Annotated in this window: 24 protein-coding genes and 1 tRNA gene; 16 read left to right on the forward strand and 9 right to left on the reverse strand. The window is 58.5% G+C overall.

The genetic code is table 11. From position 1 onward, the window contains the following. The first annotated feature begins 1 nt into the window (after position 1). Genes SynMEDNS5_RS05080 through sds form a run of 3 tightly spaced genes read left to right on the forward strand, consistent with a single transcriptional unit; the run spans position 2 to position 2890 of the window. Positions 2 to 1093: an N-acetylmuramoyl-L-alanine amidase gene (locus SynMEDNS5_RS05080; protein WP_186585241.1), complete on the forward strand. Its 1092-nt coding sequence runs from the start codon at positions 2 to 4 to the stop codon at positions 1091 to 1093. Next, the gene (murI, locus tag SynMEDNS5_RS05085) at positions 1090 to 1896 is read left to right on the forward strand and encodes a glutamate racemase (protein ID WP_186585243.1); all 807 of its coding nucleotides are present in this window, start codon (positions 1090 to 1092) and stop codon (positions 1894 to 1896) included. The genes SynMEDNS5_RS05080 and murI overlap by 4 nt, the downstream gene beginning before the upstream one ends. Positions 1897 to 1918: 22 nt before the next feature. Then, positions 1919 to 2890: a solanesyl diphosphate synthase gene (gene sds, locus SynMEDNS5_RS05090; protein WP_186585253.1), complete on the forward strand. Its 972-nt coding sequence runs from the start codon at positions 1919 to 1921 to the stop codon at positions 2888 to 2890. Here the strand turns inward: sds and SynMEDNS5_RS05095 are convergent. Then, positions 2874 to 3575, reverse strand: coding sequence for an HAD family phosphatase (locus SynMEDNS5_RS05095; RefSeq protein ID WP_186585254.1), 702 nt, complete (start codon positions 3573 to 3575; stop codon positions 2874 to 2876). The two genes, sds and SynMEDNS5_RS05095, sit on opposite strands and share 17 nt — an antisense overlap. Before the next feature lie 152 nt (positions 3576 to 3727). Between SynMEDNS5_RS05095 and acs the strand changes: the two genes are divergently transcribed. Next, positions 3728 to 5698: an acetate--CoA ligase gene (gene acs, locus SynMEDNS5_RS05100; protein WP_186585255.1), complete on the forward strand. Its 1971-nt coding sequence runs from the start codon at positions 3728 to 3730 to the stop codon at positions 5696 to 5698. Between the two features lie 2 nt (positions 5699 to 5700). Here acs and SynMEDNS5_RS05105 read toward each other — a convergent pair whose 3' ends face one another. Continuing rightward, complete coding sequence (locus SynMEDNS5_RS05105) at positions 5701 to 6426, reverse strand: DUF1350 family protein (protein ID WP_186585256.1); 726 nt, start codon at positions 6424 to 6426, stop codon at positions 5701 to 5703. Then, on the reverse strand, positions 6423 to 6881 hold the full coding sequence (locus SynMEDNS5_RS05110; protein ID WP_186585257.1) for a peroxiredoxin: 459 nt from the start codon (positions 6879 to 6881) through the stop codon (positions 6423 to 6425). The genes SynMEDNS5_RS05105 and SynMEDNS5_RS05110 overlap by 4 nt, the downstream gene beginning before the upstream one ends. Positions 6882 to 6964: 83 nt before the next feature. Here SynMEDNS5_RS05110 and SynMEDNS5_RS05115 point away from each other — a divergent pair, with 83 nt between their 5' ends. The 12 genes from SynMEDNS5_RS05115 to SynMEDNS5_RS05165 all read left to right on the forward strand — a co-directional run bounded on the left by SynMEDNS5_RS05115 (position 6965) and on the right by SynMEDNS5_RS05165 (position 15957). Next, complete coding sequence (locus tag SynMEDNS5_RS05115; RefSeq protein WP_186585258.1) at positions 6965 to 7783, forward strand: 3'-5' exonuclease; 819 nt, start codon at positions 6965 to 6967, stop codon at positions 7781 to 7783. Between the two features lie 70 nt (positions 7784 to 7853). After that, positions 7854 to 8159: a hypothetical protein gene (locus tag SynMEDNS5_RS13085; RefSeq protein ID WP_255440331.1), complete on the forward strand. Its 306-nt coding sequence runs from the start codon at positions 7854 to 7856 to the stop codon at positions 8157 to 8159. Positions 8160 to 8250: 91 nt separating this feature from the next. Continuing rightward, the gene (pstS, locus tag SynMEDNS5_RS05120) at positions 8251 to 9231 is read left to right on the forward strand and encodes a phosphate ABC transporter substrate-binding protein PstS (protein ID WP_186585259.1); all 981 of its coding nucleotides are present in this window, start codon (positions 8251 to 8253) and stop codon (positions 9229 to 9231) included. Between the two features lie 172 nt (positions 9232 to 9403). Further along, a complete protein-coding gene (locus tag SynMEDNS5_RS05125) occupies positions 9404 to 10036 on the forward strand; it encodes a Crp/Fnr family transcriptional regulator (protein ID WP_186585260.1) in 633 nt (210 codons plus the stop codon). Positions 10037 to 10095: 59 nt separating this feature from the next. After that, positions 10096 to 10362 carry a hypothetical protein gene (locus tag SynMEDNS5_RS05130; protein WP_222929782.1) on the forward strand — a complete coding sequence of 89 codons (267 nt, stop codon included), beginning with the start codon at positions 10096 to 10098 and terminating at the stop codon, positions 10360 to 10362. Between the two features lie 188 nt (positions 10363 to 10550). Then, positions 10551 to 10871, forward strand: a complete 321-nt coding sequence (locus SynMEDNS5_RS05135; protein ID WP_186585267.1) for a hypothetical protein — start codon at positions 10551 to 10553, stop codon at positions 10869 to 10871. A gap of 2 nt (positions 10872 to 10873) precedes the next feature. Continuing rightward, positions 10874 to 11983: a Rieske 2Fe-2S domain-containing protein gene (locus SynMEDNS5_RS05140; RefSeq protein ID WP_186585277.1), complete on the forward strand. Its 1110-nt coding sequence runs from the start codon at positions 10874 to 10876 to the stop codon at positions 11981 to 11983. 5 nt (positions 11984 to 11988) lie between these two features. Next, positions 11989 to 12747: a hypothetical protein gene (locus SynMEDNS5_RS05145; RefSeq protein ID WP_186585279.1), complete on the forward strand. Its 759-nt coding sequence runs from the start codon at positions 11989 to 11991 to the stop codon at positions 12745 to 12747. Positions 12748 to 12837: 90 nt separating this feature from the next. Next, positions 12838 to 13779, forward strand: a complete 942-nt coding sequence (locus SynMEDNS5_RS05150; protein WP_186585282.1) for a DMT family transporter — start codon at positions 12838 to 12840, stop codon at positions 13777 to 13779. After that, the gene (locus SynMEDNS5_RS05155; protein ID WP_186585284.1) at positions 13776 to 14087 is read left to right on the forward strand and encodes a hypothetical protein; all 312 of its coding nucleotides are present in this window, start codon (positions 13776 to 13778) and stop codon (positions 14085 to 14087) included. Before SynMEDNS5_RS05150 ends, SynMEDNS5_RS05155 begins: the two co-directional genes overlap by 4 nt. 21 nt (positions 14088 to 14108) lie before the next feature. Next, positions 14109 to 15284, forward strand: a complete 1176-nt coding sequence (locus tag SynMEDNS5_RS05160) for a GNAT family N-acetyltransferase (RefSeq protein WP_186585286.1) — start codon at positions 14109 to 14111, stop codon at positions 15282 to 15284. A gap of 190 nt (positions 15285 to 15474) precedes the next feature. Beyond that, entirely contained in the window at positions 15475 to 15957 is a 483-nt protein-coding gene (locus tag SynMEDNS5_RS05165; protein ID WP_255440371.1) for a cysteine dioxygenase family protein, read from the forward strand. Between the two features lie 54 nt (positions 15958 to 16011). Here the strand turns inward: SynMEDNS5_RS05165 and SynMEDNS5_RS05170 are convergent. The 6 genes from SynMEDNS5_RS05170 to SynMEDNS5_RS05195 all read right to left on the reverse strand — a co-directional run bounded on the left by SynMEDNS5_RS05170 (position 16012) and on the right by SynMEDNS5_RS05195 (position 19465). Continuing rightward, positions 16012 to 16085: transfer RNA gene (locus SynMEDNS5_RS05170), tRNA-Pro, on the reverse strand. A gap of 14 nt (positions 16086 to 16099) precedes the next feature. Then, a complete protein-coding gene (locus SynMEDNS5_RS05175; protein ID WP_186585291.1) occupies positions 16100 to 16447 on the reverse strand; it encodes a hypothetical protein in 348 nt (115 codons plus the stop codon). Between the two features lie 13 nt (positions 16448 to 16460). After that, the gene (locus SynMEDNS5_RS05180) at positions 16461 to 16640 is read right to left on the reverse strand and encodes a hypothetical protein (protein WP_186585293.1); all 180 of its coding nucleotides are present in this window, start codon (positions 16638 to 16640) and stop codon (positions 16461 to 16463) included. After that, positions 16637 to 17359, reverse strand: a complete 723-nt coding sequence (msrA, locus tag SynMEDNS5_RS05185; protein ID WP_186585295.1) for a peptide-methionine (S)-S-oxide reductase MsrA — start codon at positions 17357 to 17359, stop codon at positions 16637 to 16639. Before msrA ends, SynMEDNS5_RS05180 begins: the two co-directional genes overlap by 4 nt. Positions 17360 to 17383: 24 nt before the next feature. Next, the gene (locus tag SynMEDNS5_RS05190; protein ID WP_186585297.1) at positions 17384 to 17641 is read right to left on the reverse strand and encodes a hypothetical protein; all 258 of its coding nucleotides are present in this window, start codon (positions 17639 to 17641) and stop codon (positions 17384 to 17386) included. Between the two features lie 72 nt (positions 17642 to 17713). Continuing rightward, positions 17714 to 19465, reverse strand: a complete 1752-nt coding sequence (locus tag SynMEDNS5_RS05195) for an ABC transporter ATP-binding protein (RefSeq protein WP_186585299.1) — start codon at positions 19463 to 19465, stop codon at positions 17714 to 17716. Positions 19466 to 19497: the final 32 nt, after the last annotated feature.

The raw sequence follows: 19497 nt of genomic DNA on the forward strand, positions 1-19497 counted from the left end.
CATGCCCCGGCTGCCCCGTCGTTTCACCGCACTGCTACTTGCTGCTGCTCTGCAGTCGGCGGGATGGTTCGTGGGCTTGCCCGTTCGGGCGGCCAGTGCTTTAGCGGCCTGGTCCTTTGGAAAGGATGGGGTTCTGCAGCTGCGCACGTCCACCGGTGCGCGTCTGGACGCGTTCTTCGAGGCCGGTGATCGTCGTCAGGGGCCGCGGGTTTGGATTGATTTTCCTGGTGAGCTCAGCCGTCCGAGGCGGATTCCAGGGTCGGGGCCGGTTCGTGAGATCCGCCTTGGCAAGCCAACGCCTGGAGCCACCCGGCTTGTGATCGAGTTTCAGCAGGGGGTGACGCTTGACCCCGGGAACCTGCGGCTGGTGGGGACGGCACCGGATCGATGGAAATTGATGTTTGAGGGGCTTCCCACCCAGGGGTTGCGGTCGATCGGCGAAGGGGATCTCAACCGTGCCAGCAGCGGGCGCTGGGGCGGCGTGCGCATCCGGCCGACACAAACACCTGTGAACGCTGCGGGCTTGCCTGACGTAGCCAGAGGGCGCTACCGGGTTGTGGTGGATCCAGGCCATGGAGGTCCTGACCCCGGTGCTGTGGGCATCAACGGAATTCGTGAGGCTGAGATCGTTCTCGATATCTCCTTGCAGGTCGCCCGCCTTCTGGAAGCCAAAGGCGTTCAGGTGACCCTGACGCGCACGGCTGAAGTGGATGTAGACCTGCCACCACGGGTCTCACTGGCGAATCGGATTGGGGCCACAGCGTTCGTCAGCATTCATGCGAATGCGATCAGCATGTCGCGCCCGGATGTGAACGGAATCGAGACTTTCTACTTCTCCGATCCGCGATCGGCCCGTCTTGCGGCCCATATCCAGCAGCAAGTGCTCAATGTGTCGCCAGGCAGCCCGAACCGAGGCGTGCGTCGGGGCCGATTCTTTGTGATTCGACGCACCACCATGCCGGCAGCTCTGGTGGAAACGGGATTTGTGACTGGTGATATCGATGCAGCTCGGCTCGCCACAGCGTCCCATCGCCGCAGGCTGGCACTGGCGATTGCAGCCGGCATTCTTGAGTATCTGCAGGGGGTCCGTTGACCATCCGTCTCGGTTTGTTTGACAGCGGCCTGGGGGGGCTAACGGTGCTTCGGCGTGTGCTCGAACGCCATGGGGGAGTCCCCACGATCTATCTGGGAGACACGGCCCGGGTCCCCTACGGCAGTCGTTCTCCATCCGAGATCCGCGCTATCGCTTCCGAAGTCGTCGGCTGGCTCCGTCATCAGCAGGTCACCACTGTGGTGATGGCCTGCAACACCACCAATGCTCTCGCCCGGGATGTGGCTGAAGGGCAGGCCGGTGTTCCAGTGGTCGGTCTCATCGGCGCCGCTGCCGCCATGGTGCAGGAGTCGCGGGTGGGTGTGTTGGCCACTCCAGCGACCGTCGCATCCGGTGCTTACAGAGAAAGCATCGAAGCCCTTCATCCGGGAACGCTTGTGGTGCAGCAGGCCTGTCCGGACTTCGTTCCGCTCATCGAGGCAGGGGACCTGAGCTGTGACGATCTGCGCAGTGCAGCCATTGGCTATCTCCAGCCTCTTCTGGAGGCCTCGGTGCAATCAATAGTGCTGGGTTGTACCCATTACCCGCTGCTCCTTCCCCTCCTCTCCAACTTGTTGCCTGATTCGATCCGATTGATCGATCCAGCACTGGGAGTGGCAAGCCAGCTCGATGCTCTTCTCGGCAAGCCGTTGCCAGGTGGCCTCGATCAGCCGCTGGCCCTGGAGGCCACCCGCATCTGTGTGACATCGGATCCGCAGGGATTCGCTGATCGTGCGACGCCCTGGCTGGGGCAATGCCCGCAGGTCGAACAGATTCTTCTGCAGTCTCCGGTCGATGCCTTCTAGGATCTCGCCACCGAGGGGACCCATGACCACCGTCACCGAGTTGCTGCAGCCGGTCGAGGCGGATCTCGAGATTCTTCTGAGCGATCTGCGCAGTTTGATCGGTGCAGGACATCCGATTTTGCAAGCTGCTGCTGAACATCTGTTCAGCGCTGGGGGTAAGCGATTAAGACCGGGGATCGTGCTCCTCGTTTCACGAGGCTTATCCCCTGATGGAGAGCTCTCGCCGAGGCATCGACGTCTGGCAGAGATCACGGAGATGATCCACACGGCTTCTCTCGTTCACGACGATGTGGTGGATGAAGCGGGAACGCGACGGGGTGTGGAAACGGTCCACAGCCGTTTCAACCATCGCGTCGCTGTTCTTGCTGGTGATTTTCTGTTCGCACAGGCCAGCTGGCACCTTGCCAATCTGGACAATCTCGATGTGGTGAAGCTCCTAAGCCGCGTGATCATGGATCTGGCTGATGGAGAGGTGAAGCAGGGATTGTTCCGATACGACACTGGGCAGACCTTTGAGACCTACCTCGAGAAGAGCTACTGCAAAACAGCTTCCCTCATTGCCAACAGCGCCAGGGCGGCCGGCGTTCTCAGTGGTTGTACCGAGCCTCAGTTGGAATCTCTTTACCACTACGGCCGGCAACTGGGATTGGCCTTTCAGGTCGTTGACGACATTCTCGATTTCACTGGGAGTGATCAGCAGCTCGGCAAGCCCGCGGCCAGTGATCTGTCCAGCGGTTACCTCACCGCTCCAGCGCTTTACGCGCTCGAAGAAAATCCTTCTCTCGGCGTGTTGATTGAGAGGGAATTCAGCAACGAGGGTGATCTCGATGAAGCCCTTCGGATCGTGCGTCAGTCCGATGCGATCGCTCGTACCCGTCAGCTTGCTGAACGTTTTGCGCAGGAATCCCGCGAGGCCCTGAGCTGGCTGCCGGAATCCACTTGCCGCACGGCCTTGCTCGAATTGCCTGACTTTGTGCTCAGTCGCCTGTACTGAACACTGTTCGCAAGCGCTTCTCCACCTCGGAGAGTGCCTGAATCCTGGTGATTCCCTCGGAGTTGATGGGCTTAGAAAGTCCAACCGATGGCATGAGGCGCCACACGTTGCAGCCAGCGAGTTGCGCCGATCGACAACCGGCATCGGAGTCTTCGAAAGCCCAGCAATTCTCCGGTCGCACATTCAGCTTCAAGGCTCCCAGCTGGTATGGGTCTGGAGCCGGTTTTCCAGCCTTCAGTGCGCTGTCGTCTCCACAAACCTGCACTTGCAACAGATTCACCCAGGAATGGTGACGGATCTTCTGTCGCAAGGAGTTTTGATCACTGCTGGTGACCAGTGCCATCGGCCGATTCAGGGAACGGATGTACCGCACGAGAGACTCGGCTCCCGGCATCGCCGGGGCTGCGGTCATCAGATCAGTGGCAAGCGGTTGACGCACCGCGAGCAATTGCTCGGGGCTGATGGGCTGACTGATCCAGGAACAGACCAGCCGGGCGTTCTCCTGCCGACGCTGGCCTTGCAGCTGCGCAAGCTGTGCATCGGTCAAAACAGTCCCAAAGTGTGATGCCGCTTGCTGCCATGCGATCGCATGCAGGGGTTCAGTATCCAGAAGGACACCATCCAGGTCGAAAAGAAATGCCTCAGGAACTGAGGTTCCATAAAGCGTTGACGCCGGCTCAGGCATGCGAGCCAATCTGCTCCTTTCCGCATTCTGCAGCTGCTGGCTTCTGGGTTCAATCAAGGTGAAAGGAACCTGGCAACGCTTGGCAACGACGCACTGTCGATGGCGCTTCGTGCTGGATAACCTTGCCGAGACACTGCAAGCGGCTGCTGGCGATGAGCGAAGGTTCCACGATCGAAAGCGTGCTCAAGGAACAGCGCGTTTTCGCTCCGCCCATTGAGCTCACTCAGTCAGCCCGGATTGGAGGCATGGATGCCTACCAGGCCATGGCCGATGCGGCCAGAACGGATCCGGAAACGTTCTGGGGCAATGCGGCTCGCCAGGAACTCGATTGGTTCACACCGTTTGATCAGGTCCTCGATTGGTCCAACCCTCCCTTCGCTCGCTGGTTCCAGGGAGGCACCACCAACCTCTCTCACAATTGTCTTGACCGCCATCTTCACGGTGAAACGGCCGACAAGACTGCCCTGATCTGGGAGGGGGAACCCGGCGATGTCCGCCGTTTCACCTACAGAGAACTGCATGCTGAGGTGTGCAAGGCAGCCAACGCGCTCAAGTCCATGGGCATTGGCAAAGGGGATCTGGTGGCCCTCTACATGCCGATGGTTCCGGAAGCGGCCATCGCCATGCTGGCCTGCGCTCGCATCGGAGCTCCCCATTCAGTGGTGTTCGGAGGCTTCTCTGCAGAAGCGCTTCGGGACCGGTTGATCGATGGTGAGGCCAAGGCCGTGATCACCGCCGACGGTGGCTTCCGCAAGGACAAGCCCGTTTCTCTGAAACCTGCCGTTGATGCTGCTCTCGCCGACGGTTCCTGCCCATCGGTGACCTCCGTGCTGGTGGTGCAGCGCACCAAACAGCCAGTGGACATGGTGGAGGGCCGCGATCAGTGGTGGCATGCGCTGGTGGATGGTCAGTCCCGCGAATGCCCCGCCGAGCCGATGGAGAGCGAAGATCGGCTCTTTGTGCTCTACACGTCGGGATCCACCGGCAAACCCAAGGGTGTTGTGCACACCACCGCGGGTTACAACCTGTGGGCCCATCTCACGTTTCAGTGGATCTTCGATCTCCGCGATAACGACGTGTATTGGTGCACAGCGGATGTGGGTTGGATCACCGGTCACAGCTACATCGTGTACGGCCCGCTGTCCAATGGGGCCACCACGGTGATGTACGAGGGAGCTCCACGACCTTCCAAACCGGGAGCTTTCTGGGAGTTGATCCAGAAGCATGGGGTCACGATCTTCTACACCGCTCCCACGGCGATCCGGGCCTTCATGAAGAACGGCCGGACCGTGCCTGATCAGTTCGACATGAGCAGCCTGCGACTGCTCGGAACTGTTGGCGAACCCATCAACCCCGAAGCCTGGATGTGGTATCGCGATGTGATCGGCGGTGGCCGCTGCCCGATCATCGACACCTGGTGGCAGACCGAAACGGGTGGTGTGATGATCAGCCCTCTCCCCGGAGCCACCCCCACCAAGCCCGGCTCAGCGACCCTTCCACTTCCCGGCATCGAAGCCGATGTGGTGGACGCCGATGGCAACAGTGTGGCCGCCAATGAAGGGGGTTACCTGATCGTGCGCCGTCCTTGGCCAGGGATGATGCGAACCGTTCATGGCAATCCTGAGCGGTTCCGCCAGAGCTACTGGGAACATATCCGTCCTGAGGATGGCAGCCACATCTACTTCGCAGGCGATGGCGCCCGACGGGATGCTGATGGTTACTTCTGGGTGATGGGACGCGTGGATGACGTCATCAACGTCTCCGGTCATCGTCTCGGCACCATGGAAATCGAATCAGCCTTGGTCAGTCACCCTGCGGTGGCTGAGGCCGCTGTGGTCGGTCGTCCTGATGATCTGAAAGGCGAGGGCATCGTGGCGTTCGTCACCCTTGAGACAGATCGCGAAGCCAGTGATGCCCTGATCGCTGAGTTGCGGGCCCATGTGGGCACCGAAATCGGTCCGATCGCTCGCCCCGATGAAATCCGCTGCAGCGATGCCCTTCCTAAGACGCGCAGTGGCAAGATCATGCGCCGGATTCTTAGAGCGCTTGCCGCTGGGGAGGATGTGACAGGTGACACCAGCACCCTGGAAGATCGTTCCGTGCTGGATCGTTTGAGGGCCTGATCTCAGGCCCACGCAACCAGAAGGTCGACCAACCGCCGGATCCGTCGGCTACGACTTGGGTCATCAGCCCAGTCGCCAAGAAGTCCTTGCCGGAGTCCTGCACTCGCGGGGGTGAGGTGATCGCCTGATGTCTGCACGAAGCGGCTTTGGTCCCCGGGTCTGCGCTGGAGAGCCTGAATCAGATCATCACTTTGATCGAGGGCATCGTCTCCGAAACGTACGACAAGATTGCGGTCCTGCCTGTAAAAACGCTCGATCATGTTGAGCGTTTCCGTTGGACCTGGGCTGAACTCAGTGACCACACCGAGCTTCGGAGCGAGGGTCCCGAGCAGGGGAATGGAGCGGTCGGCCTTGAAGTTGTTGAAGCTCAGTGCTGCAAGACCGCTGCAGCCGCGCCCATCATCCGGAGCGAGGAGATGGAGCTTGCAGCCGAGACTATGGCCCAGTCGCAACGGCATGAACGAGTTGTTCAGCCGCTCCTCAAGGAGGCGTCGGCACTGCCTCAGCTGCTGCCAACCCTCGCGGGCCTGAAGCTGGTGGTCGAAGCCAGGAACGTAACTCCAGGCGTGAACGGCATAGCCCTCATCCGCCAACCATTCCAAGAGGCGTCGGTAGCTAATCTGGGGACTGGTGGCGAGATAACTACCACCGATAAAGTCCACGAGCCCGCGGACGGAGTCTGTCGGCCACAGACACCAGCACTGTTCACGTCGCTGCCAACGGTTCACCTTGCGGCCAGAGCGCGCACGACCGACTCTGCCTCCTTCACGTGGGCCGGTCCATCGAGAAGGTTGTTGAAAACCAGTTGGATCATTCCCTTCTGATCAATCACATAAGTCACCCTTGCCGGAAGGAGTCCGAAGGTTTTGGGCACTCCGAAGGCTCTTTTCAGGCTTTCAGTTTTGTCGCTCAAAAGCGGAAACGGCAATTGGTGGCGTTCTGCGAACCGCCTGTGACTCACGGCGTCATCACCACTCACTCCCCAAACTTCAGCCCCCAGTGCTGTGAGATTGCCGTGGTGATCCCGGAACGTGCAGGCTTCCGCTGTACAGCCTGGAGTGTCGTCTTTCGGATAGAAGAACAGAACAAGAATCCGGCCATTGAGGTCTTCAAGCCGGCGCATCTGACCGTCTTGATCTTCGAGAGCGAAGCTCGGGGCTGCATCGCCAATCTTCAAAGCCATTGGATACCAGCACTGATTTGAGCTTAGGAAGCGATTGCCGTTGACGAGAGAATGAGCTCGCTGAGATCTGATGGCCCCCTCCCATGACTGACAGTGCCCTGGAGTCTGGTCAATTGGATCTTCTGCAGGGTTTTCAATCGCCGTCCCATCACCTGCGCCCGAGCGAGCAGCCGGCCATCTCAGAACTCTCTCCGGAGGTGCCCCCTTCCCGTCTGCTGATTGTTGACACCGAAACGACAGGGCTGGATGCCGATCGTGATCAGTGCCTCGAACTTGGAGCGATTCTGTTTTCCGTCCCCCATCGTCAGGTGCTGGCTCAGATGTCGTGTCTGCTGCCGGTCGATCACAATCCCGCTGAGTCGATCAATCGAATCCCGGCAGAGGTCAGCCGCGTGGATCAGCCCTGGGGTGATGGGCTGGCTTGGTTTGAGCACCTGATGGAGAGCGCGGATTATCTGGTGGCTCACAACGCAGCCTTTGATCGGCAGTGGTTCGGTCGCGGTGCTTTGCCAGAGGCGAAGCGTCCCTGGCTTTGCACCCTCGAAGACATCCGTTGGCCTGAAGCGCGCAATCTGAGAGCCAGGCCTTCGGTGATCGACCTTGCCCTGGCCTATGGAATTCCTGTGTGGTCAGCGCATCGGGCTCTAACGGATTGCACTTATCTGGCTGAGGTGTTTCAGCGCTGCGACGACCTGGAGTTGCTGATTGCCCATGCCCTAGAACCGCGTCGTCTCGTGCGTGCCCAGGTGTCCTACGACCAGCGCCATCTGGCCAAAGAGGCAGGCTTCCGCTGGAACGAACCCGTCAAGGGCGCCTGGGCCAGGCGGCTTTCGGAGCGGGAGGAGCGGGAGCTTCCCTTCACCGTGGTGCCGGTGGACGCTGTGTTGCCACAAGCATCCTGATTTGCTTCAGCAGTCCGAAGCCACACGGGTTTTTTGCTGAACAGGGCACCGCAGGGGCCACCCTAACGGTATGAAAGCGTCGACCCACCGCCATTCCGTTCGTTTGCGCCTTCAGCGATGGCAGCAGGTCAGAACCTGGGCGCGTTTGATCCGGGAAGCGGAATGCCTGTGGCACGTCGATGTACGCGAGCTCAAACGTCTTGGAGCATTGGAACTTTCCCAACTCCTGAATGAGGTTCCTTCGTGTCAGCGCAGTCGGGTGAATCGTTGGCTCACCCGTTACAGCGTGTCGACCCGTCTTCCTTTTGAGAGCAGCGGATCGGGCTCGCGTTCATGCAGCTCGCCTTGGACCAAAGATGAGTCTTGGCGGCCCTGAACTGGCTTCGCGAACATCCTTAACCTACTGCTAACGACCAAATCCGTTTCGGTTAGCTACTCCTAGGACGCCGATTTCTCCCAGGCTTCCCATGAGCTTCGCCAAGAAGGCTCTCATTTTTTCCTCTTTGCTGGCTCTTGGAGCCGGCGTTTCCGCTTCTGCCGCTGATCGTCTGAACGGCGCTGGTGCGTCTTTCCCCGCCAAGATCTATCAGCGCTGGTTCGCTGAGCTGGCCAAGGCCGGTGGTCCTCAGGTCAACTATCAAGCTGTTGGATCCGGTTCCGGTCGTAAGGCTTTCATCGACCAGACCGTGAACTTCGGTGCTTCTGATGATCCGATGAAGCCCAAGGACATGGCCAAGGTGAAGCGCGGTGTGGTGCAGATCCCCATGGTGGGTGGCACCATCGCCTTCGGTTACAACAAGCCCGGCTGCAACCTCAAGCTGACCCAAAAGCAGGCTGTTCAGGTGGCGATCGGCAAGATCACCAACTGGAAGCAGCTTGGTTGCGCCCCCGGCAACATCACCTGGGTGCACCGTTCCGACGGTTCCGGCACCACCAAGGCCTTCACCAACTCCATGCAGGCCTTCTCTTCCGAGTGGACCCTGGGCACCGGCAAGTCTGTCAAGTGGCCCGGTAAGAACGCTGTGGGTGCCAAGGGCAACTCCGGCGTCGCTGGCACCATTCAGAACAAGGTTGGCGCCATCGGTTACGTCAACCAGTCCTACATCAAGGGCAATGTTGTTGCTGCTGCATTGCAGAACAAGTCTGGTGAATACCTCAAGCCCTCTGTGAAGGCTGGTGCCACCGCGCTGAACGGCATCAAGCTTGATTCCAACCTGGCTGGCAAGAACCCCAACCCTTCCGCCAAGGGTGCTTATCCCATCGCCACCCTCACTTGGGTGCTGGCTTACAAGACCGGCAACGGCAAGAACACCGATGCCATCAAGGAAGCCTTCAACTTCATGCTGAGCGACAAGGCCCAGAACCAGGCCCCCAAGCTCGGCTTTGTTCCTCTGAAAGGCGGCATCCTCAGCAAGGCCAAGGCTGCTGTGAACAAGATCGGCAAGTGATTCTTTGAATCACCTTCACTGATCGGATGAACGAGGAGGGGGCAACCCCTCCTTTTTCATGTTTCCTTTATCTTTCTGATTTTTTAGGAGAGCCTTAAAGCACTGATCCCCATCTCTTTGCCTGCGAGGGATGTTGTGCTCCATACACTTTGTTGTATCGAGAGCTTCAGCCATGGTCTCTGCTCCTCAGTCCGCTTCCAGCCGTCGTGACGGCTTTCTTGAGCTTCTGGAGAACAGTTTTCAGAAGCGCAATCTCGTGCATCTTTCCGCGGGAAGTGTGGTGCCATTGCTCAAGAACAGCCTTTGGCTGGTGGTGAGAGGCATGGTGAAGCTCGGTGCTGTTTCCGTTCATGGTGACGAGCTTTTGCTGGGCCTGGCCGGACCGAATGAGCCGTTCGGTGAACCTCTGAGCACCGTTGAGGCCTATGAAGCCGTCACTCTCACGGATTGTGATCTCCTTTGCGTGACGATGGCGGAAGTTGGCGAATCGTCAGATCTGGCCAGAGCACTTCTCGATGCTGTTGTTCTGCGCTACAGGCAATCGGAATATCTGCTCTCGCTTCTTGGCTTACGCCGCGTTGAAGAACGGGTTCGCGGCTTTCTTGAATTGCTGGCTCAGGATTACGGTCAGCCCTGTGATGAAGGATTGCGCCTGAATCTTCGTCTGACCCATCAGGAAATGGCGAGCGCCTTGAGCACCACACGCGTAACGGTGACTCGCGTGATCGGCCTTCTCAGGGATGAGGGTTGGCTCAAGATTGACGCCCATCGCCACCTTGTGATCACCCATCTTCCCAAGAAATAAATCATCGGGATTGTCAGGCCCAGGGAGTCTCCCTAGAAAAGACCTGATGGCTCAAAGCTTTGGCTGATTCCTTGTTTCCTTTGGTTCTGTTGGCCCTTCATGCAGTGCAGGGCTATTGGTATGCAGGCCTGTTGATTGCCATTCTGTTCTCACTGTTTGGTGTGCAGGCGATTGATCCGTCTGCCAAAGGGTGGTCTCACCCCCTGTTCCGATTGGTGATCATTCCCGGCGTGTCACTGTTCTGGCCGCTTCTGCTTGTGCGCTGGTTGCGCCGTCAGGGGCCACCGCGGGAGCGCAATGCCCATCGCCTTGCTTTGCGGTCATGATTCGATCCCATCGCATCACGCACAGGCGGCTGTTTCCGCTGATTGCGGTTCTTGCACTTGTGCTGTCTGTTTCGGCTTTGGCTCTCCGTCCGGCTGTCCCCGTTTCGTCCTCTGAATCAGCCCCGCTATATCAGTCACTCGGTTTTTCAACTGCGTCGCTTTCGGCTTCCAGAAGCGTTCGGGTCAAGGTGAATGGACGTCCCGTTCTGCTCGGTTATCAAGAGGCATCATCGGCTCAGCCAACGCTGTTGATCCAACCCCAGCAAATTCAACCCGAGGCCCAGGTGCAGGTCTTGTGGACCAGCGGCGATGTCTCTGATGAAACTCTCCCTTCGGCGGTGTTTCTCGGTGAGCTTTCTGGCGAATCGGCCCTTGCCTTGCCTTTGCCAAGTGAATTTTCCCCTGATCGCCCCGGCCAGCTTCTGTTCCGCAGCCTTCCTTTGGCCAAAACCCTTGGATCCGTTGATCTGGCAGCGCTTCCTTCCAACCTGTTTCAGGAGAGTCGCTGATCATGGGTCATCCCTATCAAGCCGTTCAGTGGACCCGTAAGAAACTGATTTACGACGGCATTCTTCTTGCCCTGGTGATGGGCTATCTGCTGGTGTTCACCCAGATCACCTATGCATTGAATCGTGCTGTTGGTTCCGTTGCTGAATGGGAAGGGGTCGAAATCAGGGCTTATGGAAGCGCCGCCTTCATCCTTCTGAGCATCATCCTCTGCATCGGTCCCCTCAGTCGTTTGAACAAGCGTTTTCACGTGCTGCTGTTTAACCGGCGACACATGGGTGTTCTCGCTTTTCTGCTGGCACTGTTTCATGTGCATGGCTTCCGTTTGCCAGCTCAACCTTTTCAAGCCCTCGGACTGTCTGTTCCCAAAATTCCTTTTCAGTTCTTTGGTGCCCTGCCCTGGTACAACGATTTCGGCGATCTCGATCCCCTTGTGTCCCTTTTCGTGGGGAATCGCCATTTCGACAGTCTCACCTTTTTCCCGTTTGAACTTCTCGGGCTTGGGGCTCTGCTGGTGATGTTCGTGATGGCGGCCACCAGCCACGACTTCTGGCTTGTGAATCTCACCCCGCCGATCTGGAAGGGAATTCACATGGCTGTGTATGTCGCCTATGCATTGCTTGTCGGACACATCCTCCTTGGTCCTCTTCAGACCAACCGTGACCCTTGGCTAACGGCGCTGGCTCTGGTGTCGTTCGTGTGCGTGATCGGGCTCCATCTCATCAGTGGCTGGCGGGAACGCAAGGCCGATCGGTCCCTTGATTCCTCACCGGATGCTTTCGCTGTGGAGGGGTTTGTGGATGTGATGGCGCTCGATGATCTTGACGACGAGTGCGGCACACCGGTGGTGATCCGCGGTGAGCGTGTCGCCCTGTTCCGTCAGGGCGATGCGGTCTACGCCCTCAGTAATGTCTGCGCCCATCAGAACGGCCCTCTGGCCGACGGTCGCCTCAGCCATGGCTGTGTGGTGTGTCCATGGCATGGCTGGGAGTACCGCGCTGAAACCGGTGTTTCCCCACCCCCGTTTGCCGAACGTGTACCGGTGTTCCCCGTTCGCATTCAAGAGGGCCGGGTGTATGTGGCGCTCCAGCCCGTTCTCAATGCAGTGAGTTGATCGTCATGTCACAGCGCAATACACCCTTCTTTGTTCATTACCTGCCACTGCCGCCAGAGCTGCGTGCCTTTGTGATTTGGCTTGTGTTCGGCCTCAGTGTTCTCACGTTGATTCTTTCGATTGTGGTTCCGGCCCTGCAGGACCAGTTCGGCCCTGGCTGGCGGCAACCAACCCGGGAGATCAGTGGGCTGCTCCTCGATGGTCCTGGTGCACCGCAAGTGCTGATCCCGAGGCCTGATGGGGAAGGCGAGACTGCCTATTCCAGGGTTCTTCTCGCCAGCACCCGTAAGCTCGCCCCCCCTGCATCGGTGATGGATAAGACCGGTGAGTGGGTGAAACTTCGCGGCGCCCTGTTTTCGAATGGCACTCTGACGGTGATGAATACCAATCGCGCCGGGGTCCTGGATGCACCCCTTTCGGACCAACCGGTTCCCACCGAGCCGAATTCCCTGGGGACCTTCGCGCTCAAAGGCGAGATCATCGACGCCAAATGTTTTTCCGGTGTGATGAAACCCGGTGCTGGTAAGACCCACCTCGGTTGTGCCGTCCGCTGCATTAGTGGAGGAGTGCCAGCCATGTTCCATACCCGCAATGCACAGGGACAGGAACTGGATCTTCTGCTTGTTGATGAGAAGGGTGATGCTGTCAACGACAGAGTGCTTGATCGCGTTGCCCTGCCTTTGGAGATCCGCGGGGAAGTGCTGAAGTTGAATGATCTCCTGTTACTGCGTGCCGACCCATCCACATACCGCTCGCTGCTCTGAACGTCTTCGTTGTTTCGTCTATCCATTGAGTTCATGCTTTCTCCCCAGCTCGAGGTTCTTTTCTCGCGATCTCTGGCATCACTTCGCCCGGTGATCGTTTCGTTCCTGATCGTTCATGCCATGAGTCTCAGTGGCGGACTCGATCAGGCGTTATCGCCCTGCAACGTGCTGTTGGTCGGTAATTTCTGCGCCGCGATGCTCGTGCTGACCTTGTTCAAACCGGCATCGATTCTGAGGGAGATTTCTGAGCTGCCCTGGTCGATCAAAGGCTTGATGCTTCTGGATGGTGCTCTGACAGCCCTGATCTCGGCATTGATTTTCACTGGACTTGAATACACCACTGCCAGCAACGCCATCCTCATCGGCCGCATGGCCCCGGTTCTGTACGCGTTGATTGGTGCCCTTGCTCTGGGAACCGTGTTGGCAAGGCCTGTCTGGATTGGCAATGGCTTCATCATTGTCGGCGTGTTGATGATTGTGTTGTTCAGTACCGGTGGCAATGTGAACAAAGGCGATGCGATGATGATTGCCTCCACATTTGTCTTTTCGATTGTTTCAATTATCGGCAAAAAGCTTGTCGCAAGAAAAATTTCGATGCCTGTGTTGCTCTTCGCTAGGAATCTATCGGGGAGTGTGATTTTCTTCTTCGTTGCGATATATCTGTTCGGTGTTCATCACTTCGCGGATGTTTTCGCTGGCTCGTTATGGATGGTGATGGTGGTCTATGCCGGCTTAATCATCGTTGTGTCCCAATGGCTTTGGTATAAAGCGTCTGCCGAGTTGAGCTCTGTGAGCATGGGACGTTGGGCTTCGCCTGCCCCGCTTGTAGGCCTCACTTTTGCCTACTTTGTGAATAACAACATCCCCGACAGCAAGCAGTTAATCGCTGGGGTTGTGATTCTGGTGGGGATTGCCATCACCACCTTCGGTAAGCCAGCGCCCGGGACGCAAGTCGCTGAGGACAAGCGTGAAACCAGCAGCAAGGCTGATCTCTTGATGCAGGGGGACAACGTCGTTTCGCCGTCCGTATGACGGTGGGCATTGGTGTGATCTGCGATGCCCTGGCCTATCGCGATCAGCCCGGATCTGACGTGATCCGCTTCTATCAGGCCTTGGCCAGAGATCAGGCGTTTGAGTCGTTTCACCTCCCTCTGCCCGCCCTGCGAGCGTCATTGGAAACAGGCGACTCAGGCAGGCTTTCTGCTCTTCGCCTCAGCGACCGAGCTGCGGCCAGCCTCTGGACGGCGGAGCCTCAAAGCGCTCTGCAGCTCCTGCCTGCAGAGCGCTTTGACCTGCTGTTCTGTAGAACGCTGAAGCCTTTTCCCCCCCGTCACCTCTAATTGCTGCGGCAGCTTGAGCCATTGACGCGCTTTCTGAACCGGCCCTCCAGCAAGATCCGGCAGCTGGCTTCTTGGTTCCTGGCTGATATCGCTGGATCCTTCACCCCACCATCACGGTTGATCCGCTCGTCTGAGGCCCTTGCTGAAGTTCTTGATCTCTGGGGAGACGTCGTGATCAAGCGACCGAACAGCACCCAAGGCCGAGGTGTATCCCGCTTGCGTCGATCCGGTCGGGCTGTGCAGTTGAGTCAGGGGTTGCGCGAGGTCGAGACCTTTCCCTCTCTGGAACCTGTCATGGGCTTGATCGGTGATGTCTCCGAGGAATGGTTGGTCATGCCGTTTCTCTCTGGCACTTGCAAGGGCGACAAACGCGTTCTGGTGGTGGATGGGGAGGTCATCGCCGGGTATCGCCGTCGCTCGAGGAGTGGTCACTGGATCAACAATGTGTCCTTTGATGCCGCTTGTGAACTGGAAGCGGTCTCGGAGGACGAGCGTTGCGTCGTTGCATCCACGGCTCCGTCGTATCGATCGATGGGGATGCGGGTGCTTGGTTACGACTTTCTCACTGGTGACAGGGGAGAGCCCGTGGTGAGCGAGATCAATGTGGGCAACATTGGCGGTTTTTCAAGGGTGACTGACCTGGGTGGTCCAGATGCCATGCAGCAATTGTTGGGGTGGATGCGGCTTTTCGGTCAGTCCGAAGGCGACCTGTTGATCGAGTCAGCCCAGACTCACCATGCAGCAGCGATGGCAGCGATCTACCAGCAGTCGGTTGACCAGGGCGGCGTCACCATGGACGCCGGCTTGATCACGGCAGAGTCCTTTCGGCAGCGGTTGAGCGCCTGCGGCGAGAGGTCTGGCTTTTGGGTGCTCACACTTGGAGGGGAGGTGCTGGGGTGGACGGAGTTGCGAGCCTATTCGCCGCGCTGGGGTTATCGCTTCACGGCAGAAACATCAACCTATGTGCATGCGTCTGCACGGGGAAGGGGATTGGGTTCCAAGCTTCAGGGTTTTGTGATTGGTCAAGCACGAGAGATGCGTTACAGACATTTGGTGGCCAAAGTTGTGTCCAAGAATGACCAGAGTGTGGCGTTTCACTTGAGGCATGGCTTTGAGCATGTCGGCATTCAGAAAGAGGTGGGATTTCTTGGGAATTCGTGGCACGATGTTGTGATCCTTCAGTGCTTGTTGGTCTGAGATGGCTGTGCCTGGATCAGTGCTTGGCATGTCTTGGCGTCTGCAAGCGCTGATTGCATCAATTGGTGAGCAGCCCCCCTCGAGCCTTGCCCGTCTCGAGCGTTCTGTCGCTGATGCTGGACTTATTGAGCAGGATCTCCTGCCATGGGCAGATTTCAGCCACCCGGTTGAAGATAGTTACGGGCGGCGATTGATCTGGAAATCTGATTTTGTTGAGCTCATGGTTATGAGCTGGATCCCTGGAGATTTTAGTGCGATTCATGATCATGGAACGGCCCACTGGGGGGTAGTCCAGTCTTTTGGACCTGCAACGCATTCGCTGTTTAGGCTGAATGGATCCCAACTTGAATTTGATCGCCAGAGTGATTACAAGCCTGGTCAGATTCAAACGGTGGATCATCGGCTGATCCATCAGATGGGCAATGCCAGTGGGCGAGCTTTTGTAAGCTTGCATCTCTATGCGGCTCTCCAGCCACTGGCCACAATCACCGCCAATGCCCGTGTGTTTGATGTGGTGGAAGGGGTGATCCAGTTCACTGATGGGGGTGTGTTCTTTGCCTTGCCTGATCGTCAGGTGAAACGTCAGCTCACGGGACTGAAGGCCAATCCATCGCTCATCTCCCATCAACGTCGGTTGCGGGATGCGCGTCTGCACGTGATGGCCCAGGCCTGAGCAAAAAAAAATCCCTCCGAAGAGGGATTCAATGCCTTGAAGGCGACGGTGAAATCGGAGCGGCGGGATTTGAACCCACGACCCCCACTACCCCAAAGTGGTGCGCTACCAAGCTGCGCTACGCCCCGTCAGAATCAAGTTATCACAAGGCATCCACGGTTTTGATCCGTCTGTGGATCCGAGTGAGAAGACGGGCGGTGAGCCGCTCTCTTGAGTCGCCTGCGTACCCCCAGATCCGTAGTTCTCTGGACAGCTCCCGCAGCTCTCGCATCGCCATGGAGGCCAGCTGCAGCTCCGGCAAGGTTCTCCAGGCCCGCGACGTCATCGGCAACGGCGCTTTCGCTCCCCGCTCACCAAGGTTGATCGTGCCGTCAGCGATCCATTCCGGGATCAGCACCACAAGCACGGCAATCAGCCCGTAGAGCTCGACAAGCCCCTTGGGCAGGGGATGGAGGCGACGCCTTGCGGATGGCTTGGGAGGGGATGACACAGAACTTTCGTGGTCAAATTGCGAGGGTTCCTGGCTTGGTCGGACCTCGATCGAGCTTTGGCCCCGAGTCTCGCCAAAGGAAGGGCTGGCCATCCGTGGATGGTGCTCGGAGAGAGAACGCCAGGGTGAACACCATGAGTACCGTCGCGGCCAGGATGGCGATGACCCAGCGATCCGGGAGGGTTCGGTTCACGGGTTCAGCGCGATCGGACTGTTGTCACCACGCAGCACGCAATGGCTGATCGACCAGTCGTAGTGACTCCAAACTTTTTCCGGCAGCCGGTAATCGGCTCCATCGAAGTTCCCGAGACGCACACCCGTGGGCATGGCCGAACAGTAAGGCCTGCTCCCTGGCCTCGCCAGATATTGCTGGTGATAAGCCTCGGCGAAGTAATAAGGGCGATCGGCGGCGATCTCCGTGGTGATCTCACCGTGCCCAGCTTCCGACAAGGCGTTCTGATACCAGGCACGGCTGGCCTGAACCAACTGCATCTGGCGGGCATTCGTTGTGTAGATCGCCGATCGGTACTGACTGCCGCGGTCATTCCCCTGGCGATCTCCCTGGGTGGGGTCGTGACACTCCCAGAAGAGTTTGAGCAAGTCACTCACATCGATGGCAGGTGCGCTCCACACCACGCGCACCACTTCCGTATGACCGGTTCGGCCGCTGCAGACCTGGTCGTAGCTCGGATGATCCGTCTGCCCGCCTGCGTACCCCACAGACGTTGAAATCACGCCTGGAAGTCTCCAGAACCCTTTCTCAGCGCCCCAGAAGCAGCCGCAGCCGAACACGATCTCTTCCTGATCGTCCATCAGGGGCGCCCGCAGTGGCGAACCGAGCACGACATGGCGCTCAATGCCATCACCCTGCTCAGGTGTCCCAGTGGACCCTGTCAACCAGTTGGGAAGCATGGCAAGGACATATCAGAACCCAAATTAGGTCGTTGATCCTGGATCCAGGCGGATGTGGTTGAGCAAAGTGGTGACAAAGGCAAAGAGCAGGAATGGAAGGCTCAGAACGAGAATCAGTCCCACACCCACCAGGGCAAACAGAGGTCTTGACGATCCCATGAGCGCAAGTCCTGAAGCGAGGCTCACGAAGATCACAGCCATCCAGGCCAGGATTTGGCCGTAGATATCACCGAACGTGAGCGTGCAGCGAACGTGAAAGGGGGTGTCGTTGCCTGACGTCATGATTCCAGGGCAGTGAACTCAGCTAAGCCGAGAGCGGCAGCTTTGTCCGCCGTTCATTGCGCAAGCTTTGCGTCAGGCCACAGATTCCAGCCGTTCCTCGGCCTGTTCCCGCTCCCAGAGACTGCGGTAAAGCCCCTTTTCTTGAATCAGTTGGTTGTGATGGCCTTGCTGCACGAGGCGTCCCTCCTCGAGCACGAGGATGCGATCGCACGCAGCAGCAGCAGAGAGCTGGTGACTGATCATCACCACGGTCCGTTGGGTCTGACGTCGCACCGATGTCAGGATTTCTGCGGCCGTGTTGTTGTCCACGCTAGCGAGCGCATCATCGAGCACCAGCACAGGACATTCCATCAACAGAGCCCGGCCCAGGGCTGTGCGCTGACGCTGGCCTCCACTGAGTGTGATTCCCCGTTCTCCCACGAGGGTGCTCATCCCGTCTGGGAAGCCCCGCACATCGCTCATTAATCGCGCTTGCTCCGCAGCGGACTCCACCCTGTCCATGGAGGCCTGAGGTTCCCCGTACCGGAGATTGTCCGCAAGGGTATTTGTGAAGAGATAGCCCTCCTGGGGGACGAGAGCGAGCTGAGCGCGCAGATCTTCGAGCCGAAGTCTGGTGACGTCGTGGCCATCGAGGAACAGCTCTCCAGCCGGTACGTCCACCATTCGGCCGAGGGCTCTTGCCAGGGTCGTCTTTCCGCACCCGACGGGTCCCACCACAGCCACGAGTTCTCCAGCTCGAATGCGGAAGCTGAGTCCGTTCAACGTGTCCTGAGCACTGTCTTCGTATCGGATGTGCAGGTTGCGGGCCTCAAGCTCGCCACGCACTGGCTGTTGAAGGGTGGTCAGTTGGCCGCTGTCGCGGATCAAAGGTTGTCTCGAGAGGAGTTCCTCCACCCGTTCGAGGCTCACCTGGCCGGTCTGAAAGGTGTTCAGGGTGAAGCCCAGCACAGCCGTCGGGATGACCAGCCGTTCCACATACAGAATCAGGGCGACGAGCCCGCCGATCGACAGTGTCCCCTGCTGAAGCTGGCCACTGCCGAGGGCCAGAAGCAGGAGAAGAGAGATTGAGGAAATTCCCTGAAGCAGCGGAAAGAGAGTGCTTTGGGATCTGGCCAGTTGGATCGCGGAATCGCGATAGCGGCGATTGCGGGAACTGAACGCATCGAGTTCCTGATCTTCCTGGTTGTAGATCTTGATGGCGGCGATGCCTGAGAGGTCTTCCTGGATCAGTTCGCTCAGACCTGATAACGCCTCCTGCTGCCGGCGCTGCTGATGCATCATTCTTCGTCCGAACAGTCGGACGGATCCCAGCATCACGGGGTAAAGCGCAATGGCTGCCACGGTGAGTCCTGGATCAATCGCCAGCATGGCCGGCAGGGTGAATGCGTAGGCCAACGCGGTGTTCGTGAGACTGAGCACGGCAAAACCAAGCAGCCGGCGAACGTTCTCCACATCACTGGTGGCTCTGCTGATCACCTCCCCACTGCCGGTTTTTTGAACCCAGCCGGGCTCCTGTTGCAGCATCTGGTCAAAGAGTTTCTGGCGCAGCTCCACCTCCACCTGCCGCCCCACGCCGAACACGAGTTGACGGGAAATCAACCGCACCACCGCCATCGAACTCGCCAGGAGAACGATCCAGCCGGCCTGGGTCAGCACATCCGACAGCGCAAAATCGTTCTGAAGGTCGTCCACCACCCGTCGGACTTCCAAGGGAATGGTGACGCTGAGAATGTTCACCACCACAAGAGCGATGGCGCCCAGCATCACCGTGCGTCGGTGAGGTTTCAGGTAGCGGCCGATCAGATCGAGGCGGAAGGCGGCCATCGGAGATCCTGAACAGACAACAACCTAGGCAT

Origin of the sequence: Synechococcus sp. MEDNS5, assembly GCF_014279875.1 — a bacterium.
Lineage (GTDB): Bacteria > Cyanobacteriota > Cyanobacteriia > PCC-6307 > Cyanobiaceae > Synechococcus_C.

Excerpts from the sequence above, each read along its gene's own strand:
- SynMEDNS5_RS05155 (WP_186585284.1), top strand. The coding sequence starts at position 13,776 with ATGACGGTGGGCATTGGTGTGATCTGCGATGCCCTGGCCTATCGCGAT.
- acs (WP_186585255.1), top strand. The coding sequence starts at position 3,728 with ATGAGCGAAGGTTCCACGATCGAAAGCGTGCTCAAGGAACAGCGCGTT.
- SynMEDNS5_RS05145 (WP_186585279.1), top strand. The coding sequence starts at position 11,989 with ATGTCACAGCGCAATACACCCTTCTTTGTTCATTACCTGCCACTGCCG.
- SynMEDNS5_RS05095 (WP_186585254.1), bottom strand. The coding sequence starts at position 3,575 with ATGCCTGAGCCGGCGTCAACGCTTTATGGAACCTCAGTTCCTGAGGCA.
- pstS (WP_186585259.1), top strand. The coding sequence starts at position 8,251 with ATGAGCTTCGCCAAGAAGGCTCTCATTTTTTCCTCTTTGCTGGCTCTT.
- SynMEDNS5_RS05080 (WP_186585241.1), top strand. The coding sequence starts at position 2 with ATGCCCCGGCTGCCCCGTCGTTTCACCGCACTGCTACTTGCTGCTGCT.
- msrA (WP_186585295.1), bottom strand. The coding sequence starts at position 17,359 with ATGCTTCCCAACTGGTTGACAGGGTCCACTGGGACACCTGAGCAGGGT.
- SynMEDNS5_RS05125 (WP_186585260.1), top strand. The coding sequence starts at position 9,404 with ATGGTCTCTGCTCCTCAGTCCGCTTCCAGCCGTCGTGACGGCTTTCTT.
- sds (WP_186585253.1), top strand. The coding sequence starts at position 1,919 with ATGACCACCGTCACCGAGTTGCTGCAGCCGGTCGAGGCGGATCTCGAG.
- SynMEDNS5_RS05140 (WP_186585277.1), top strand. The coding sequence starts at position 10,874 with ATGGGTCATCCCTATCAAGCCGTTCAGTGGACCCGTAAGAAACTGATT.
- SynMEDNS5_RS05190 (WP_186585297.1), bottom strand. The coding sequence starts at position 17,641 with ATGACGTCAGGCAACGACACCCCCTTTCACGTTCGCTGCACGCTCACG.
- SynMEDNS5_RS05110 (WP_186585257.1), bottom strand. The coding sequence starts at position 6,881 with ATGGCTTTGAAGATTGGCGATGCAGCCCCGAGCTTCGCTCTCGAAGAT.
- SynMEDNS5_RS13085 (WP_255440331.1), top strand. The coding sequence starts at position 7,854 with ATGAAAGCGTCGACCCACCGCCATTCCGTTCGTTTGCGCCTTCAGCGA.
- SynMEDNS5_RS05115 (WP_186585258.1), top strand. The coding sequence starts at position 6,965 with ATGACTGACAGTGCCCTGGAGTCTGGTCAATTGGATCTTCTGCAGGGT.
- SynMEDNS5_RS05195 (WP_186585299.1), bottom strand. The coding sequence starts at position 19,465 with ATGGCCGCCTTCCGCCTCGATCTGATCGGCCGCTACCTGAAACCTCAC.